The sequence below is a fragment of the Azoarcus indigens genome (assembly GCF_004361735.1).
GTDB lineage: Bacteria > Pseudomonadota > Gammaproteobacteria > Burkholderiales > Rhodocyclaceae > Azoarcus > Azoarcus indigens.
In genome coordinates, this window is sequence record NZ_SNVV01000024.1 from 1 (window position 1) to 17,754 (window position 17,754).

General features: G+C 68.6%; 12 protein-coding genes, 1 tRNA gene and 2 pseudogenes. 11 read left to right on the plus strand and 4 right to left on the minus strand.

Translation table 11 applies throughout. The annotated features are described in order from the left end of the window. Window positions 1-221, minus strand: a pseudogene (locus C7389_RS25895) (IS110 family transposase); the annotation flags it as partial. A gap of 587 nt (window positions 222-808) precedes the next feature. Here C7389_RS25895 and C7389_RS20500 point away from each other — a divergent pair. The 3 genes and pseudogenes from C7389_RS20500 to C7389_RS20510 all read left to right on the plus strand — a co-directional run bounded on the left by C7389_RS20500 (window position 809) and on the right by C7389_RS20510 (window position 2,510). Then, window positions 809-1,399, plus strand: a complete 591-nt coding sequence (locus tag C7389_RS20500; protein WP_133594525.1) for a VOC family protein — start codon at window positions 809-811, stop codon at window positions 1,397-1,399. A 106-nt stretch (window positions 1,400-1,505) separates the two neighbouring features. Continuing rightward, window positions 1,506-1,730 (plus strand): annotated as a pseudogene (locus C7389_RS20505) (T6SS immunity protein Tdi1 domain-containing protein); the annotation flags it as partial. A 69-nt stretch (window positions 1,731-1,799) separates the two neighbouring features. Beyond that, a complete protein-coding gene (locus C7389_RS20510) occupies window positions 1,800-2,510 on the plus strand; it encodes a class I SAM-dependent methyltransferase (protein ID WP_133594527.1) in 711 nt (236 codons plus the stop codon). A gap of 163 nt (window positions 2,511-2,673) precedes the next feature. Here C7389_RS20510 and C7389_RS20515 read toward each other — a convergent pair whose 3' ends face one another. Both C7389_RS20515 and C7389_RS20520 read right to left on the minus strand, forming a co-directional pair. Further along, window positions 2,674-2,871, minus strand: coding sequence for a hypothetical protein (locus C7389_RS20515; protein ID WP_133594528.1), 198 nt, complete (start codon window positions 2,869-2,871; stop codon window positions 2,674-2,676). Window positions 2,872-3,433: 562 nt separating this feature from the next. Next, window positions 3,434-4,360: a malate dehydrogenase gene (locus C7389_RS20520; protein ID WP_133594529.1), complete on the minus strand. Its 927-nt coding sequence runs from the start codon at window positions 4,358-4,360 to the stop codon at window positions 3,434-3,436. A 193-nt stretch (window positions 4,361-4,553) separates the two neighbouring features. Between C7389_RS20520 and selB the strand changes: the two genes are divergently transcribed. After that, window positions 4,554-6,482 carry a selenocysteine-specific translation elongation factor gene (gene selB, locus C7389_RS20525; protein ID WP_133594530.1) on the plus strand — a complete coding sequence of 643 codons (1,929 nt, stop codon included), beginning with the start codon at window positions 4,554-4,556 and terminating at the stop codon, window positions 6,480-6,482. 243 nt (window positions 6,483-6,725) lie between these two features. Here selB and C7389_RS20530 read toward each other — a convergent pair whose 3' ends face one another. After that, the gene (locus C7389_RS20530) at window positions 6,726-7,361 is read right to left on the minus strand and encodes a class I SAM-dependent methyltransferase (RefSeq protein ID WP_133594531.1); all 636 of its coding nucleotides are present in this window, start codon (window positions 7,359-7,361) and stop codon (window positions 6,726-6,728) included. A gap of 116 nt (window positions 7,362-7,477) precedes the next feature. Between C7389_RS20530 and C7389_RS24955 the strand changes: the two genes are divergently transcribed. From C7389_RS24955 to fdhF, 7 genes are all read left to right on the plus strand, one after another. Further along, window positions 7,478-7,574: transfer RNA gene (locus tag C7389_RS24955), tRNA-Sec, on the plus strand. Between the two features lie 403 nt (window positions 7,575-7,977). Beyond that, window positions 7,978-8,868, plus strand: coding sequence for a LysR family transcriptional regulator (locus tag C7389_RS20540; RefSeq protein ID WP_133594533.1), 891 nt, complete (start codon window positions 7,978-7,980; stop codon window positions 8,866-8,868). A gap of 179 nt (window positions 8,869-9,047) precedes the next feature. Continuing rightward, window positions 9,048-10,127, plus strand: a complete 1,080-nt coding sequence (locus C7389_RS20545; RefSeq protein ID WP_133594534.1) for an NAD(P)-dependent alcohol dehydrogenase — start codon at window positions 9,048-9,050, stop codon at window positions 10,125-10,127. 703 nt (window positions 10,128-10,830) lie between these two features. Continuing rightward, the gene (locus C7389_RS20550; protein WP_133594535.1) at window positions 10,831-12,480 is read left to right on the plus strand and encodes an OFA family MFS transporter; all 1,650 of its coding nucleotides are present in this window, start codon (window positions 10,831-10,833) and stop codon (window positions 12,478-12,480) included. Window positions 12,481-12,547: 67 nt separating this feature from the next. Beyond that, a complete protein-coding gene (locus C7389_RS20555; RefSeq protein ID WP_246034914.1) occupies window positions 12,548-13,117 on the plus strand; it encodes a formate dehydrogenase subunit gamma in 570 nt (189 codons plus the stop codon). Continuing rightward, on the plus strand, window positions 13,114-14,769 hold the full coding sequence (locus tag C7389_RS20560; RefSeq protein WP_133594536.1) for a formate dehydrogenase beta subunit: 1,656 nt from the start codon (window positions 13,114-13,116) through the stop codon (window positions 14,767-14,769). Before C7389_RS20555 ends, C7389_RS20560 begins: the two co-directional genes overlap by 4 nt. A 16-nt stretch (window positions 14,770-14,785) precedes the next feature. After that, complete coding sequence (gene fdhF / locus C7389_RS20565; protein WP_133594537.1) at window positions 14,786-17,752, plus strand: formate dehydrogenase subunit alpha; 2,967 nt, start codon at window positions 14,786-14,788, stop codon at window positions 17,750-17,752. Window positions 17,753-17,754: the final 2 nt, after the last annotated feature.

Genomic DNA, 17,754 nt, shown 5'->3' on the forward strand with positions numbered 1-17,754 from the left:
GTACGGCGCTGCACCTCGGTGGCCCAGGTGCGCAGGCCGTCCAGCGGGCGGCTGGCGTCTCGGGTCAGCGCCGCGGCCCGCAGCACCGCGCGGGCATCGGCGGCATCGGTCTTGTTGCGTCGGACGTAGGCGCGAACGTAGGCCGCGGGCAGCAGGCGAACCTCGATCCCAAGCGAATTGAGCCAGCGCGCCCAGTGATGCGCAGAACCGTAGGCCTCCATGTGACGAGCGAGACAGTGCGGTTGGCGAACCCGCGCTCAAACGGGCTGCGGGTGAGGCGGTGATTCTCGATCACGCGCCACGAAGAATCGGCGACGGCGAGTTGAAAGACGTGCTTGGCCAGGTCAGCGGCAACGGTAGTCGCATCCATGAAGGTGAAGACCGATCCCCATCCCCATGAGCACCGGTGGCGCCTCTTGGGCGCGGAAAAGAAGGTGGAGCCCATCCCATCAGTCCACCGGGCTGCGTAAAAAAGCCGTTCAGGCCGCTGAATTCAAACATTGAGGCACTAAGAATCCTGCCGCGGCACGACGGCGATGCCCTCTATAGATTCCCGGAGCCCCGCGATACCCCGCTTCAATACGCCCGACGACGGCCTGAAGATGACCCCGGTGGACTTCGAACGCCAGGCGATTCCGGGGAGCAGTTGTGTCAACTTATCGAGTACGGGATCGATCTGTCGGGGTTGAGTCACGCTACCGCACCGACACCACCCACGTGCAGCGGATAGCGACGTTTTCCTCCGCCGGCTAGCATGAGCCGCCCGCCTCGTTTGCGGCGAGCCCAAACAATACCCACGGAGAGCACGATGAGCCTGACACGTTCCTTCACCTTTGCTGCGCTGTTCGCGACCTTATCCACCGCCGCGGCTGCTGCGCCCATTCCAGGCGTGCGCGGCATTGATCACATCGGTTTCACCGTGCCCGACGCGGACGCAGCCGTTACCTTCTTCCACGATGTGATCGGTTGCGAGGAGGCTTTTCGCTTTGGTCCGATCAAGGATGAGCAGGGCACGCTCATGCAAGACCTGGTGAACGTGAACCCGCGCGCCGAGATCCAGCACATCGTGATGATGCGTTGCGGGCAGGGCTCCAACATCGAGTTGTTCCAGTACGCCTCGCCGGACCAGCGCGACGCCATTCCGAAGAACAGCGACATCGGCGGCCATCACATTGCGTTTTACGTGAAGGACCTCCCGGCCGCCCTCGCGCGTGCCAAGGAACTGGGAGTGAAAACGTTCATGGGGCCGTTCGCGGTGAATGAGGGGCCGGCCGCCGGGCAGTCCATTACCTATGTGTTGACCCCCTGGGGCATGCAGCTCGAACTCATCAGCTACCCGAAAGGCATGGCTTACGAGAAAAAGGCCAAGGTCAAGCTGTGGGCGCCAGCCTCCCGGTAAGCGTGCGGCATGCACGGGTTCCCACTGAAGATTGCTACTGCGACGTCGTCGCCGCCAACCGGGATGCGCTTGAGCAGTTCCCTATCGACCAGGTTTTCTTCGCGACTGGTACATGTCCGCGCTTGTCTCGCCAGCGAATGACAAGTGCGGCCCACTGACCCAAGGAAGAAAGTACGGCCTAGGGATTTCTGATGTCCTGGGTGGCAAATACGATGGAGACGAGCTTGCCATTGCATCGCAGGTCGAACCTGGGCGTATTTCCGGCGATATCGCCGGTCAGATCGGGGAGCTTCCCCAAGGGGCGCAAGTCAGGCCCAAGGTGGTCGAATGACGCCTGGCCTTTTGTCCCTTCGGGTGAGTTTCGCCTCGGGCCCTATTCGGTAAAAACACAGGAAGCAGCATGGATAGTGACGAAATCAAAGCCATTTTCGACCAGCAGGCTGCAAGCTATGACGAGCGCTGGGCGAAGACTGCGCCTATTCGGGAGGGCCTGCATTTCCTGCTGGAGGCGGTGTTCGCAGAACTCCCCCGCGATGCGCGGATGCTTTGCGTAGGCGCGGGTACCGGCGAGGAGATTGCTTATCTCGCGCAGCGTTTTCCCGGATGGTCGTTTGTGGCGGTGGAGCCGTCTGCGGCCATGCTGGATGTCTGCCGCGGCAAGGCGGAGAAGGGCGGATTTGTTTCCCGCTGTTCTTTCCATGAGGGCTATCTGGAGTCGCTGCCGGCCCAAGGGGCATTCGACGGGGCGACGTGTTTTCTTGTCTCGCAGTTCATCGTGGAACAGGAGGCACGCATCGCCTTCTTTGGCGCAATTGCAGCGCGCTTGCGCTCGGGGGGTGTCCTGGCCAGCTCGGACCTGGCGGCGGATACGCGTTCCGGCGCATACGAGGCTTTGCTGGATGTATGGCTGAAGATGATGCTGGCGGCGGGAATTCCCGCCGCCGGGCTGGAGCAGATGCGCGCGGCTTATGCGAAGGACGTTGCGATCCTTCCGCCGGCGCAGGTGGCGTCCCTCATCAGGGCCGGCGGTTTTGATGAACCGGTGGCGTTCTATCAGGCGGGATTGATTCATGCCTGGTTTTCCCGGCGGGAATTGACCGGGGCGGCATGAGTTTCTGCGTGTGGACGGCCTTGTGGATCGAGACCGATTGAATCTCGATTCAAGCAGGTAATGATCTGCAGGAGTGGATTGCCGGAATGGATTTATCGGGCACGCCGGTACCCGATAAATCCATTCCCTGCGCTTCCGGGCCTGAAAGGTACGCCGGGCTTTTTCAGCTGCCCATGCACACCGGACAGGGCGCCGAACTGGAATACCAGAAGTAGGCGGCTTCCTGGAGCGGGGCTTCATTGCCGCCGCGCACGCCGATGTATTGCAGCTTTTCCTCTGAAGGGAGGGACGGGCAGTTGCCCTTGTGGACGAGGTGCTCGTCTTTTTCGTTGCTGCGCCTTTCTACATAGAACTCGTTCATGTCGGTCTCTCTCGTTGGATGAAGGAACTTCTTTTGCCGCGGTGACCGCAGTCCTTGCATGCCTTTGCCGCGTGCCGCGCTTGTTTTTTGATTTGTTGGCGTGGCTGCTGGCAGAACCGTCTTGTTCGACAAGCAAGAGCCGGGTCTGCCGGAAGAATGGCAAGTTCTATTCCTGAATCGGAGAGAGGAATTGGCCGCCGCGTTTATTTTCCATTCATTGCCTGCCTGGTCTTATTAACTGGCGGCCATAGAAAAGAGGGGTCTGGAAAGGATTCGGCGCCTTGGCAGGGCGCCGCGGAAATAGCCGAAAGCACCGCCGGACAGCCTTTCGGCCGGGTGCGCCCATTCAAGCGGGATGCTGCCGGCGGCTTTGGAAATCTCGTTGTCAGGCGGCCGGAAGGCGATCGCTTCCGGTAGCGAACGGATTAGTGGCGGTGACGCCGGACACCCTCGCGGAATCCCCTTGCCGCGGCGCCGGCGCAAGTGGGATGTCGACCGTGCGATGTGCGAATGGCGGCAATGCGACGGGGCGGCAGCCCCTGCTTCGACGTGAGCGGTGCGTTCACACCAGCGCCCGCAAGGCGCGCAGATGCCGCTCCGATTCATGGAATGCGGCTTGTTCCTCCGGCGCGAATTCGTGTCGCAGGATGCGCTCCACGCCCCTGCGGCCGATGACGCAGGGCACGCTCATCACCAGGTCGCTTACGCCGTATTCGCCCTGCAGCAGCACGCCCAGCGGCAGGATGGACTGCTCGTTGCCCTCGATGGCGCGGATGATGCGGAACACGCTGGCGGCGATGCCGTGGTTGGTGTTGCCCTTGCGTTCGAAGATGCGGTAGCCGGCGTCCAGGGTCTGCTGGCGCATGGCTTCGCGGTCCACCAGCGGCAGGCCGTTCTGGCGGCAGAAGGTATCCACCTCGGCGCCACACACCCGGCACAGGCTCCAGGGGATGAAGCCGGTGGCGCCGTGGTCGCCCAGCATGTAGCCGTAGAGGTTCTTGGGGTCGATCCGCACATGCTCGCTGAGGATGCGCAGGAAGCGGGCCGTGTCGATCAGCGTGCCGGCGGAGATCAGGCGCTCGCGCGGGTAGCTGGAGGCGCGCAGCATCACCTGCGTCATCACATCCACCGGATTGGTCACGTTGATGACGATGGCGCCCGGCGAGTGGCGCTCCACGCCGGCGATGAGCTCCCGCAGGATGGCGCTGTTCACCCGCGCCAGGTCGTCGCGTGTCTGCCCCTTCTGCAACTGCGCCCCGGCGGTGATGACGACGATGTCGCTGCCCTGGGTGTCTTCCATGCCGCCGGCCACCAGCCTGGGGTTCTTGGCGTAGGTGAAGGGCGTGGTGTGGGAGAAATCCCAGATCTCCGCCTCGGCCCGTTCGCGCACCTTGTCGACGGCGACGATCTCGGTCACTTCGCTCATGTTGACCAGGAAACCCACGATCTCGGTGCCGACCGCACCCATGCCGATGACGGAAACCTTCATGTCGCGCTCCTGTGCAAGATGGCCGCAAGGCGGCGGGGGGAAGGGAAATTCTACCCCTCGCCGGCAGGGCCATGCCGCAGCGCAACATGGGGCGGCGCTGCACGCCATCGCTGCTGGTCGAGGCGGCGGCCGGGTGTCCGGCACCGGTCCGGGCGCTACACTCCGCCCCACGCAACCCCGGAAGCCTCCCACCATGCTCATCGGCACCGCCGGCCACATCGACCACGGCAAGACCACCCTGGTGCGCGCCCTTACCGGCGTGGACACCACCCATCTCCCGGAAGAGAAGCAGCGCGGCATCACCATCGAGCTGGGCTATGCCTACACCCCGCTGCCCGGCAGCGAGCGGGTGCTGGGCTTCATCGACGTGCCCGGCCACGAGCGCTTCGTGCCCACCATGCTGATGGGCGCCGCCGGCATCGACTACGCGCTGCTGGTGGTGGCCGCCGACGATGGCGTGATGCCGCAGACGCGCGAGCACCTGGCCATCGTCCATCTGCTGGGCATAGGCCGCGGCGCGGTGGCGCTCACCAAATGCGACCGGGTGGAGCCGGCGCGGGTGGCGGAGGTGAGCGCCGAGGTGGAGGCGCTGCTGGCCGGCACCCGGCTCGCCGGCAGCCCGGTGTTCCCGGTGGCGGCGGTGAGCGGCGAAGGCGTGGCCGAGCTGCGCGCCCATCTGGACGAAGTAGCCGCCGCCGAGTCGGGGCCGGTGGTGCGCGGCGGCCTGCGGCTGGTGGCCGACCGCCGTTTCGCCATCGCCGGTGCCGGCACCGTCATCACCGGCACGGTGCACGCCGGGAAGGTCCAGGTGGGCGACCAGGCCCTGCTCGCCCGGCCGGACGGTGTCAGCCGCGAAGTGCGGGTGCGCGGCCTGCATGTGAACAATCGCAAGGCCGAGGCCGGCGGCCCGGGCAGCCGCTGCGCGGTGAACCTCGTCGGCATCGAATACCGCGAAATCGAACGCGGCGACTGGCTGCTGACGCCGGCGCTGGCGCGGCCCACGGACCGGCTGGACCTGCGGCTGGCGCTGTTGCCCGAGGCTCCGCGCAAGCTCGGCCAATGGACCAGCGTCACCCTGCACCATGCCGGCGGCCATGCGATGGCGCGGCTGGCCCTGCTGGACGGCGCGCTGGAGGCCGGCGGCCTCGCCCCCGGCAGCGACGGCCTGGTGCAGGCGGTGCTGGACCGGCCCATCTTCGCCTGCCACGGCGACCGCATCGTCATCCGCGATGCCGCCGGCCGCGAGACCCTGGGCGGCGGCAGCGTGCTCGATCCCTTCCCGCCCGCCCGCCACCGCCGCCGCCCTGAACGGCTGGCGCTGCTGGCCGCGCTGGAGCAGCCGGACGCCGCCGCACGATTGGCCGCGCTGCTGGAAGCGGCGCCGCATGGCCTGGACATCGACGAACTGGCCGCCGGCCACAACTTGCCGGACGAAGCCTGGCGCGAGCTGCTGCCGGCGGCAGAGCTGGTGCAGGTGCGCCCGGCCCGCCGCCTGTTCTCCGCCAGCAACTGGGCGAAGCTGGGGGCGCAGGTGCTGGTCAAGCTGGGCGCCTATCACGAAGCCTTCACCGATGAGCCGGGGGTGGAGCGCGAGCGCCTGCGCCGCATGTGCGCGCCGCAGCTGCCCTCGGTCGCCTTCCTCGCCCTGCTGGAAGCGCTGCTGGCCGAGGGCCGGCTGGCGCGCGCCGGTTCGGCCTGGCACCTGCCGCAGCACAAGGTGGAGCTGAGCGAGGCTGACCGCAAGCGCGCCGACGCCCTGCTGGCGCTGCTGGCCGCCGGCGGCTTCGACCCGCCCTGGGTGCGCGACATGGCGACGGCCAACGCCATCCCCGAGAGCGAGGTGCGCCAGTTGCTGCGCCGGCTCGCCATGCGCGGCGAGGTCTTCCAGCCGGTGCGCGACCTCTTCTACACCCGCGACACGGTGGCGCAACTGGTGGCCATCGTCGCCGAACTGGCAGCGGCCGACGGTCGCATCCGCGCCGCCGAGTTCCGCGACCGCATCGCCATCGGCCGCAAGCGCGCCATCCAACTGCTGGAGTTCTTCGACCGCGTGGGCTACACCCGCCGCGTCGGCGAGGGTGCCCGCCGGGTTCACCTGTTGCGCGGCGAACCGCCGGTCTGAGCCGGAACGCGCCAACCAGATCAGCGGGGGGGCCGCCTCTCCGCTCGCAGGGCATAGGTGGAAAAGCGGAGCACTGCTGCGCCCGCCGGAGCGCCCTGGGGCATGCGGGCCACAGGGGCAGGGCGCGGAGCGAGGGCCGGAGAGAGCGGCGGGAAGAGGGGGGTGCCCCGCAAGGGGCATCGCCCACAGGCGCCACGGCGCTGGAAGCAAGCCCCAGCTTTTCAGTCTCCGCCCGCCGCGCCCTTACGCCAGCGTACCCATAGGCCCCGGCTTGATGAAGCGCACCAGCGTCCAGTACCCGAAGAGATTCACCGGATGCGTATCCGCCAGCTCCATGCCGGCGTTGGCGACGAAGGGGGCGAGCGGAAACAGCGGCCGGAAGCCCAGCGCGCGGGCGAAGGGCGCCAGGCCACGCTCCAGCGTGTGGCCGAGGCCATAGCCACGGGAGAAGTGATTCACCACCAGCACCTGGCCGCCCGGCCGGCATACCCGCCGCAGCTCGCGCATCATCGCCGCCGGGTCGGGCACCACCGAGGCCACGTAGAGCGCCGCCACCTTGTCGAAGCTGGCATCCGGGAAGGACAGGGATTGCGCATCCATCGCCAGCAGCGAGACGTTGTCCAGGCCGTGCCGCCGCACCCGGGCCTGGGCGCGTTCCAGCATGTGAGGGGAAAGATCCACCCCGGTGACGCGGGTGTGGCGCGGGTAGTGGGGCAGCGACAGGCCGGTGCCCACGCCCACCTCCAGCACCGAATTGCCGTCGCGGCAGTCCAGTGCCTGGATGAGACGGCGGCGGCCGGGTTCGAAAACGCCGCCGAACAGCAGGTCGTAAAAGGGGGCGTAGCGCTGGTAGGCGCTGGTGATGGATTGATGATCCATGGCGGGGCCGGAGAGAGGACAACATCTTCAGGCTAGCAGCCGCCGCGCTGGCCTACAGGCGCGCAGGCGCTACAATATGTGACTTCGGCGGCGCAGGCCGCCGATGGCTTTTCTGCGGAAGAGAGGCGTTCCCCGGTGGGGCGACCGGTCTTCAAAACCGGGTGGGGCCGTCAGCCGGTCCCAGGTGGGTTCGACTCCCATTCTCTTCCGCCACTTCCTTTCCATGTTTGCGCACGGGCGCCGGGAGGGCCGAGTTGCAGGCAGAGCTGCGGGCGGAATGGCGCCGTACTGCCGGGCCGGGTGGCCTGGCTGTGGCGGCGGGGAACGTGGGGCTGGCGGCGGTCGCCACACCATCCGCGCCTTCCCGCTGCACCTGGTTTTCCGCTTGCGCGCTGGTCCTGCTGCGCGGTGCCGAAGCGGTTTCCGGCGGCCGGGGGCGAGGTGGCGGCCTGTCTCTCTCTCCGGCTTTTTCATGCCCGGCTGAGGCGTTGCGCCGGCCAGCGCTTCGTCCGGCGCTGAATTCAAGGGTTGTGGCGCGCTTGCGGGAGGCCGATGCTGAGGCGCAATGCCGCGCGCTCCGGTGGCGGAACGCGCCGGCGTTCCGGAGAGCGGCTGCATGATCTCGCGCAAATACCTCTACCTGATCGCCCTGGCGCGGGAGAAGCACTTCGGCCGTGCGGCGGCGAGCTGCCATGTGTCGCCGTCCACGCTGTCGGCGGCGATACGCGACCTGGAGAGCGAGCTGGGCGTCGCGGTGGTGGAGCGCGGCCAGCAGTTCGCCGGGCTGACGCCGGAAGGCCAGCGGGTGCTGGATTACGCCCAGCGCGCCGCGGCCAGCACCGCCGATCTGCACCAGGAGCTGGCGCGCCTGCGTGGCGGGCTTTCCGGTCGGCTGCGGCTGGGCGTGATCCCGACCGCGCTCACCGTGGTCGCCTCCCTCACTTCCGGCTTCGCGCTGCGCCATCCGCAGGTCCGCAGCGAGGTGCTGTCGTTGTCCACCGGCGAGATCCTGGCGCGGCTGCATGCCTTCGAGCTGGAGGCGGGCATCATCTACGCCGAGTCCGCCGCCCAGCCGGATCTGGCGATGGTGCCGCTGTCCGACGAGGACCATGTGGTGCTGGCGCCGGCCGACGGCCAGTTGGCCGAGCGCGATGCCATCAGCTGGCAGGAGGCGGCCCAGCTCAACCTCTGCCTGCTGACGCCGGACATGCAGAACCGCCGCACCATAGACGGCGTGTTCCAGCGCCTGGGCTGCCGGCCCAACATCACGCTGGAGAGCAACTCCATCGTCAGCATCCTCGCCCATGTGTGCTCCGGCACCTGGTGCAGCATCGTGCCGCGGGCGGTGCTGGAGCTGATCGGCATGCCGCACGGGGTGAAGGCGCTGGACCTGGTGGAGCCGCGCCTGGCGTGGCAGATCGCGCTGGTGGCGATGGCGCGCGAGCCGCGCTCGCCCATGGTGCAGGCCCTGTTTACCGAGGCGATCAACTTCTCCGGCCGCGGCTGAAGGCTGGCGCCGGCCGCCTGTCACCAACGTCATACGCTGCGGCAATCGGCCGCCGCCCTGCGCCGCATGCCGGCGTATTGCGCCCTTGCTAGACTGGCAGTGCCGCCCGCAGGCGGCAGGCACCCGCAACCAGGGACGGCCGCTGGCGCGGTTCCGCCCCGAAGACGAGGAGAATAGCGATGGCTGCAATGATGAAGGCGGCGGTGTTCGTCGCCCCCGGGCGGATCGAACTTGCCGACAAGCCGATTCCCGATGTCGGCCCGGACGATGCGCTGCTGCGCATCACCACCACGACGATCTGCGGTACCGACATCCACATCCTCAAGGGCGAATACCCGGTGGCGCCCGGCCTCACCATCGGCCACGAGCCGGTGGGCGTGATCGAGAAGCTGGGCGCCAACGTACGCGGCTACCGCGAGGGTCAGCGCGCCATCGCCGGTGCCATCTGCCCCGGCTTCCGCTCGCATGCCTGCCAGGATGGCCACCCGTCGCAGGATGGTGGGCCGCTGGGCCACGGCTACAAACCCATGGGCGGCTGGCGCTTCGGCAACACCGTGGATGGCACCCAGGCGGAGTACGTGCTGGTGCCGGACGCCGAGGCCAACCTGGCGCCGGTGCCGGATGGCCTCAGCGACGAGCAGGTGCTGATGTGCCCGGACATCATGTCCACCGGCTTTGCCGGCGCCGAGGCCGGCAACATCCGCATCGGCGACGTGGTGGCGGTGTTCGCCCAGGGGCCGATCGGCCTGTGCGCCACCGCCGGCGCGCGGCTGCGCGGTGCCAGCCTGGTCATCGGCGTGGACGGCGTTGCCGGCCGGCTGGAGATGGCGCGCCGCATGGGCGCGGACGTGACGGTGAATTTCCGCGAGGTGGACGTGGTTGAGGAGATCCTGCGCCTCACCGGCGGCCGCGGCGTGGATGTCGCCATCGAGGCGCTGGGCCTGCAATCCACCTTCGAGGCCGCGCTGCGGGTGCTCAAGCCCGGCGGCACGCTGTCCAGCCTGGGCGTGTATTCCGAGGATCTGCGCATTCCGCTGGGCGCCTACGGCGCCGGGCTGGCAGAGAAGAACATCGTGTCCTCGCTGTGCCCCGGCGGCAAGGAGCGCATGCGCCGGCTGATGAACATCGTCGCCTCGCAGCGCGTGGACCTCGGCCCCATGGTCACCCACACCTTCAAGCTGGACGACATCGTCGCCGCCTACGACCTCTTCGGCCACCAGCGCGACGGCGTGCTGAAGGTCGCGATCAAGCCGAGCTGAAGGCTGCGAGGAGGGCGGAGATGGCCGGCAAGAAGAAGTGCTGCAAGAAGCGCAAGCCCTGCAAGGACTGCCCGCGGCGGAACAAGGTGGGCGGCGCTTGAGTTGAACTGAAGCCGCCCCTTGCGGGGCGCCCCCTCTTCCCGGCCCTCCCCCGCGATGGGGAGAGAGAACGAGCGGTCGGCGGCGCGGACCGCTCGTTCTCCGGCAGTCGGTCGGCGGCCGCTATCCGGCGCCGGCACGGCGGCTCTCCCGCTATGGATTCGTCGGCGTCAGGAGCCGGTGCCGGATATAGGCAGCATCCCCTTCCCGCGCCGCGCCATGTTGCACCCCAGGCGGATGCGGCCCGGTCCTGGCGCTCCGCTCCGCGCTGGCACGCCGGCGCGAAGGCGTGGCAGCTGCCGCCTGGGCATGCCTCGCCATTCCACGCATTCCACGCAGACGGGCGTGCCGCCCGGGCGGGAAACTCCCCTTCCGAGGCTCGCCCACTCCGGCGCGCGCCAGCGGAAAAATGCCGCGGCGCAGCACCACGGTGTTCGCCATAGGCGAACAGCTGTTCGGTATTTCTCGTTTTCCATCCCCCGGGGGCGGGCGTAGCTTGCGCGGACGGCGCCGGGGAACAGAGGCGTGCGAGACAATATGAGCCCGGCCTGACGCCGTATCGGTTCGCCAGTGTGGCGACGGATAACACCAAAGGAGACGCTCAATGTCGGCAACGCTTGCCGCGACAGGTTTCGGCCTGCTCGCCAAGGAACGCACCATCGCCCGGCCCGGCTTCAATCGCTGGCTGGTTCCCCCCGCAGCACTCGCAATCCATTTATGCATAGGCATGGCTTACGGTTTCTCGGTGTTCTGGTTGCCGCTGTCGAAAGCGGTAGGCATCACCGCGCCCCTGGCCTGCCCGGCGGATATGGGCTTCTTCGCCCAGGTGTTCGCCACCGGCTGCGACTGGAAGATTTCCATGTTGGGCTGGATGTACACCCTGTTCTTCGTCTTCCTCGGCTGTTCGGCGGCCATCTGGGGCGGCTGGCTGGAGCGTGCCGGGCCGCGCAAGGCCGGTGTGGTGGCGGCGCTGTGCTGGTGCGGCGGCCTGGTGATCTCGGCGCTGGGCGTGTATCTACACCAGATCTGGATGCTGTGGCTGGGCTCCGGCGTGATCGGCGGCATCGGCCTGGGGCTGGGCTACATCTCGCCGGTATCGACGCTGATCAAGTGGTTCCCCGATCGCCGCGGCATGGCCACCGGCATGGCCATCATGGGTTTCGGTGGCGGCGCGATGATAGGCGCGCCGCTGGCGGACAAGCTGATGAACGCCTTCGCCACGCCGACCTCGGTCGGCGTGTGGGAAACCTTCCTGTGCCTGGCGGCGATCTACTTCGTCTTCATGATGGCCGGCGCGCTGGGCTACCGGGTGCCGCCGCCGGACTGGAAGCCGGCTGGGTGGACGCCGCCGCCGGCAGCGCAGAAGAGCATGGTCACCCAGCGCCATGTGCACCTGGACAAGGCCTGGCGCACGCCGCAGTTCTGGCTGGTGTGGGGCGTGCTGTGCCTGAACGTGACCGCCGGCATCGGCATCATCGGCATGGCCTCGCCGCTGCTGCAGGAGGTGTTCGCCGGCAAGCTGATCGGCGTGGATGCCAGCTTCAACGAGCTGGACGCGGCGCAGAAGACCCAGATCGCCGCGGTGGCGGCCGGCTTCACCGGGCTGCTGTCGCTGTTCAACATTGCCGGCCGCTTCTTCTGGGCCTCGCTGTCGGACAAGCTGGGGCGCAAGCTCACCTACTCCATCTTCTTCCTGCTCGGCTGCGGGCTCTACGCCGCCATTCCCACCACCGCCGCGGCCGGCAGCCTGGCGCTGTTCGTCATCTTCTTCTGCGTGATCCTGTCCATGTACGGCGGCGGCTTCGCCACCGTGCCGGCCTATCTGGCGGACATGTTCGGCACCAGGATGGTGGGCGCCATCCACGGCCGCCTGCTCACCGCCTGGGCTACCGCCGGCATCCTCGGTCCGGTCATCGTGAACTACATCCGCGAGTACCAGCTCGAACAGGGTGTGGCGCGGGCAGATGCCTACACGGTGACCATGTACATCCTCGCCGGCCTGCTGGTGCTGGGCTTCATCTGCAACGGGCTGGTGAAGCCGGTGGCCGAGCAGCACTACATGAGCGACGAGGAGCTGGCGGACGAAAAACGCCAGGCCGACGATACCCACCAGCACTTCGTGGACGACGTCGAAGTGCTGGCCAAGGAAGCCACCCATTCCGGCAAGGTCCTGCTGGCCTGGGCGGCGGTCTGGATTCCCCTGGGCTGGGGCATCTGGATCACCCTGCAGAAAACGGCGGCGCTGTTCGGCTAGCCGTTCCCGCAACTGCCCGAGCGCCGGCGCCGCAGCCGTGGCGGCCCCGGCCAGGAGACAAGAAGACGTGAGCACTCCTCCGACCCCCACCCCAACCCCCACCCCAACCCCGACTCCCCAAGCGTCCGCTGCGTCCTGTACGACGCCGGCGGGCGATCGCCTGCAGGCCCTCGTCGATGCGCGCAAGGCCCTGCCGGGCGCGATGCTGCCCATCCTGCACGCCATCCAGGAAGAATTCGGCTGGGTGCCGCCGGAGGCGCTGCCGATGATCGCCAGCGCGCTCAACCTCAGCCGCGCCGAGGTCTATGGCGTGCTCACCTTCTACCATCACTTCCGCACTCAGCCGCCGGGCCGGCACGTGGTGCAGGTATGCCGCGCGGAATCCTGCCAGGCGATGGGCGGCGAGGGTCTGGAGGCCTACGCCCGCGCCACCCTGGGCGTGGATTGGCACGAGACCACGGCGGACGGCGCCGTCACCCTGCTGCCGGTGTATTGCCTGGGCAACTGCGCCTGTTCGCCGGCAGTGCGGGTGGATGACGACGTCCGCGGCCGCATCACGCCAGCGCGCTTCGATGCGCTGCTGGCGGCGCTGCGCCAGCGGGATGCCGAACGGGCCGGACAGGAGGTGGCGGCATGAGCGTTTCCGTACCCACACCCGCCGGCGCACGGCCGACCTACGCGGACGAGGTGGTGTTGCCGCAGGACAGCGGCACGGCGGCCGTTCGCCGGCTCTACGTCCCCATCGACTCCGGCGCCCTGTCGCTGGGCGCGGAGGAAACCGCCGCCGCCATCGTCGCCGAGGCCGCCCGCCGCGGCATCGCGGTGGACATCGTGCGCAACGGTTCGCGCGGCCTGTATTGGCTGGAGCCGATGGTGGAAGTCCTCACTTCCCACGGTCGCATCGCCTACGGCCCGGTGCAGGCGGAGGACGTGCCGGCGCTGTTCGACGCCGGCTTCCTCGACGGCGCGCCGCACCGCCTCGGCCACGGCCTCACCGAGCACATTCCCTTCCTCGCCGGCCAGGAGCGGCTCACCTTCGCCCGCGTCGGCATCGTCGATCCGCTGTGCCTGGACGACTACCGCGCCAACGGCGGCTTCGACGGCTTGGCGCGGGCGGCGGCGATGACGCCGGCCGAGGTGGTGCAGGAAGTCACCGACTCCGGCCTGCGCGGCCGTGGCGGCGCGGCCTTCCCTACCGGCATCAAGTGGAAGACGGTGCTGGGCACCCCGGCGGCGCAGAAGTACGTCTGCTGCAATGCCGACGAGGGCGACTCCGGCACCTTCTCCGACCGCATGCTGATGGAAGGCGACCCCTACTGCCTGATCGAAGGCATGGCCATCGCCGGGCTGGCGGTTGGCGCCACCCAGGGCTACATCTACGTCCGCTCCGAATACCCGCGCGCCTTTCGCACGCTGGAGCAGGCCATAGACCGCGCCCGCGCCGCCGGCTACCTCGGGCCGGACGTGCTCGGCAGCGGCCGCGCCTTCGAGCTGGAAGCGCGCATGGGCGCCGGCGCCTACATCTGCGGCGAAGAAACCTCCATGCTGGAGAGCCTGGAAGGCAAGCGCGGCGTGGTGCGCGCCAAGCCGCCGCTGCCGGCCATCGCCGGCCTGTTCGGCCAGCCGACGGTGATCAACAACGTCATGAGCCTGGCCTCGGTGCCGGTCATCCTGGCCAGGGGCGCCGCCTTCTACCGCGACTACGGCATGGGCCGCTCCCACGGCACGCTGCCCTTCCAGCTCGCCGGCAACATCCGCCACGGCGGGCTGGTGGAGAAGGCCTTCGGCATCACCCTGCGCGAGCTGCTGTACGACTACGGCGGCGGCACCGCCAGCGGCCGGCCGATACGCGCGGTGCAGGTCGGTGGCCCGCTGGGTGCCTATGTGCCGGAATCCCAGTTCGACGTGCCGCTGGATTACGAGCAGTACGCCGCCATGGGCGCGATGATCGGCCACGGCGGCCTGGTGGTGTTCGACGACCGCGCCGACATGGCCAAGCTCGCCCGCTACGCGATGGAGTTCTGCGCCGAGGAATCCTGCGGCAAATGCACCCCCTGCCGCATCGGCTCCACCCGCGGCGCCGAGGTGCTGGACCGCATCCTCGACGCCCGCGCCCACCACCGCCCGGCGGGCAAGGAACTGGCGCTGCTGGAATCGCTGTGCGACACCATGCTCAACGGCTCGCTGTGCGCCCTGGGCGGCATGACGCCCTACCCGGTGCTGTCGGCGCTCAAGCATTTCCCGCGCGACTTCGGCGCGCAGGACAAGTCCGCGCCGGCCGCGGCCTGAAGGAGGAGACAGAACGATGAACCACCCCGACCCCCAGGCTCGTCTGCAGCCCGCCGCCACCGTGGCGCCCATCACCTTCCACCGCAGCCCGGACCTGGGCACGCCGGCGCGCGAGTCGGACACCCTGGTCACCCTCAGCATCGACGGCAACGAGGTCACCGTGCCCGCCGGCACCTCGCTGATGCGCGCCGCCGGCCTGGCCGGCTGCAGCGTGCCCAAGCTGTGCGCCACCGACAGCCTGGAGCCCTTCGGCTCCTGCCGCCTGTGCCTGGTCGAGATCGACGGCCGCCGCGGCTATCCCGCCTCCTGCACCACGCCGGCCGAGGCCGGCATGGTGGTGCGCACCCAGAGCCCCAGGCTGGCCGAGCTGCGCCGCGGGGTGATGGAGCTCTACATCTCCGACCATCCGCTGGACTGCCTCACCTGTGCCGCCAACGGCGACTGCGAACTGCAGGACATGGCCGGCGTGGTCGGCCTGCGCGAAGTGCGCTACGGCATGACGGGCAACGACAACCACTTCGATGCCGAACACGCCGCCGCGCCGGATACCTCCAACCCCTACTTCACCTACGACCCGGCCAAATGCATCGTCTGCAACCGCTGCGTGCGCGCCTGTGAGGAAACCCAGGGCACTTTCGCGCTGACCATCTCCGGCCGCGGCTTCGAATCCCGCGTCACCGCCGGTGCCGGCGAGAGCTTCCTCGGCTCCGAGTGCGTGTCCTGCGGTGCCTGCGTGCAGGCCTGCCCGACCGCGACGCTGACCGAGAAGACGGTGATCGAGCAGGGCCAGGCGGAAAAGAGCGTGGTCACCACCTGCGCCTATTGCGGCGTGGGCTGCGCCTTCGAGGCGGAGGTGAAGGGCAACGAAGTGGTGCGCATGGTGCCGTACAAGGACGGCCAGGCGAACCGCGGCCATTCCTGCGTCAAGGGCCGCTTCGCCTGGGGTTATGCCACCCATCCGGACCGCATCAAGTCGCCGATGATACGCGCCAGCATCGACGAGCCCTGGCGCGAGGTGAGCTGGGAGGAGGCCATCAGCCACGCCGCCTCCGAGTTCCGCCGCATCCAGGCCGAGCATGGCAGGGGCGCGGTCGGCGGCCTCACCTCCTCGCGCTGCACCAACGAAGAAACCTACCTGGTGCAGAAGCTCATCCGCGCCGGCTTCGGCAACAACAACGTCGATACCTGCGCCCGCGTCTGCCACTCGCCCACCGGCTACGGCCTGGGCCAGACCTACGGCACCTCCGCCGGCACCCAGACCTTCGACTCGGTGCAGTACGCCGACGTGGTGATGGTGATCGGCGCCAACCCCACCGACGGCCACCCGGTGTTCGGCTCGCGGCTGAAGCGCCGGCTGCGCCAGGGCGCCAAGCTCATCGTCATCGACCCGCGCGCCATCGACCTGGTGCGCTCGCCGCACATCGCCGCCGCCCACCACCTCAAGCTGCGGCCGGGCACCAACGTGGCGGTCATCAACGCGCTGGCCCACGTCATCGTCACCGAGGGGCTGGTGGACGAGGCCTTCGTCGCCGAGCGCTGCGATGCGGAGTCCTTCGCCATGTGGCGCGCCTTCGTCGCCGATCCGGCCAACTCGCCGGAAGCGCTGGAAGCCACCACCGGCGTGCCCGTCGCCGAGCTGCGCGGCGCCGCCCGCCTGTACGCCACCGGCCGCAGCGACGGCACCGCGGCCGACTTGGCAAACCGCCGCCCCAACGGCGCCATCTACTACGGCTTGGGCGTCACCGAGCACAGCCAGGGCTCCACCATGGTCATGGGCATCGCCAACCTCGCCATGGCCACCGGCAACATCGGCCGCGAAGGCGTGGGCGTGAACCCGCTGCGCGGCCAGAACAATGTGCAGGGCTCCTGCGACATGGGCTCCTTCCCGCACGAGCTGCCGGGTTACCGCCATGTGTCCGACCCGCTCACCCGCGCCCTCTTCGGCGAAGCCTGGGGCGTGGACATCGACCCCGAGCCCGGCCTGCGCATCACCAACATGCTGGAAGCCGCGCTGGACGGCAGCTTCAAGGGCCTCTACTGCCAGGGCGAGGACATCGTCCAGTCCGACCCCAACACCCAGCACGTCGAAGCCGCGCTGCGCGAGATGGAATGCGTGGTGGTGCAGGACATCTTCCTCAACGAAACCGCCAAGTTCGCCCATGTGCTGCTGCCCGGCGCCAGCTTCCTGGAGAAGGACGGCACCTTCACCAACGCCGAGCGCCGCATCTCCCGCGTGCGCAAGGTGATGCCGCCGCTGGCCGGCAAGGCGGACTGGGAGGTCACCGTCGATCTGGCCAGGGCGCTCGGCTACCCGATGGACTACGCCCATCCGTCCGAGATCATGGACGAGATCGCCCGCCTCACCCCCACCTTCGCCGGCGTCAGCTATGAACGCCTGGAGGAACTGGGCAGCATCCAGTGGCCGTGCAACGCCGCCCAGCCGGAGGGTACGCCCACCATGCACGTCGCCGGCTTCGTGCGCGGCAAGGGCCGCTTCATGCCGACGCGCTACGTCGCCACCGAAGAGAAGGTGAATGCGCGCTACCCGCTCATCCTCACCACCGGCCGCATCCTCTCCCAGTACAACGTCGGCGCGCAGACGCGGCGCACGCCCAACAACCTGTGGCACGCCGAGGACAGGCTGGAGATCCACCCGCAGGACGCCGAGGAACGCGGCATCCACGACGGCGACTGGGTGGGCATCAGCAGCCGTGCCGGCGAAACCGTGCTGCGCGCCACCCTCACCGGGCGGGTGCAGCCGGGCGTGGTCTACACCACCTTCCACTTCCCCGAGTCCGGCGCCAACGTCATCACCACCGACAATTCCGACTGGGCCACCAACTGCCCGGAATACAAGGTGACGGCGGTGCAGGTGGTGCCGGTGAGCAAGCCCTCCGAATGGCAGGCGCGCTTCCAGCGCTTCACCCGGCGGCAGGAAGACCACCTGCGTGCCGCCTCGGCCGACGGCAAGGTGGAGGTCTGACG

Excerpts from the sequence above, each read along its gene's own strand:
- fdhF (WP_133594537.1), top strand. The coding sequence starts at position 14,786 with ATGAACCACCCCGACCCCCAGGCTCGTCTGCAGCCCGCCGCCACCGTG.
- C7389_RS20540 (WP_133594533.1), top strand. The coding sequence starts at position 7,978 with ATGATCTCGCGCAAATACCTCTACCTGATCGCCCTGGCGCGGGAGAAG.
- C7389_RS20530 (WP_133594531.1), bottom strand. The coding sequence starts at position 7,361 with ATGGATCATCAATCCATCACCAGCGCCTACCAGCGCTACGCCCCCTTT.
- C7389_RS20550 (WP_133594535.1), top strand. The coding sequence starts at position 10,831 with ATGTCGGCAACGCTTGCCGCGACAGGTTTCGGCCTGCTCGCCAAGGAA.
- C7389_RS20510 (WP_133594527.1), top strand. The coding sequence starts at position 1,800 with ATGGATAGTGACGAAATCAAAGCCATTTTCGACCAGCAGGCTGCAAGC.
- C7389_RS20560 (WP_133594536.1), top strand. The coding sequence starts at position 13,114 with ATGAGCGTTTCCGTACCCACACCCGCCGGCGCACGGCCGACCTACGCG.
- selB (WP_133594530.1), top strand. The coding sequence starts at position 4,554 with ATGCTCATCGGCACCGCCGGCCACATCGACCACGGCAAGACCACCCTG.
- C7389_RS20500 (WP_133594525.1), top strand. The coding sequence starts at position 809 with ATGAGCCTGACACGTTCCTTCACCTTTGCTGCGCTGTTCGCGACCTTA.
- C7389_RS20515 (WP_133594528.1), bottom strand. The coding sequence starts at position 2,871 with ATGAACGAGTTCTATGTAGAAAGGCGCAGCAACGAAAAAGACGAGCAC.
- C7389_RS20545 (WP_133594534.1), top strand. The coding sequence starts at position 9,048 with ATGGCTGCAATGATGAAGGCGGCGGTGTTCGTCGCCCCCGGGCGGATC.
- C7389_RS20520 (WP_133594529.1), bottom strand. The coding sequence starts at position 4,360 with ATGAAGGTTTCCGTCATCGGCATGGGTGCGGTCGGCACCGAGATCGTG.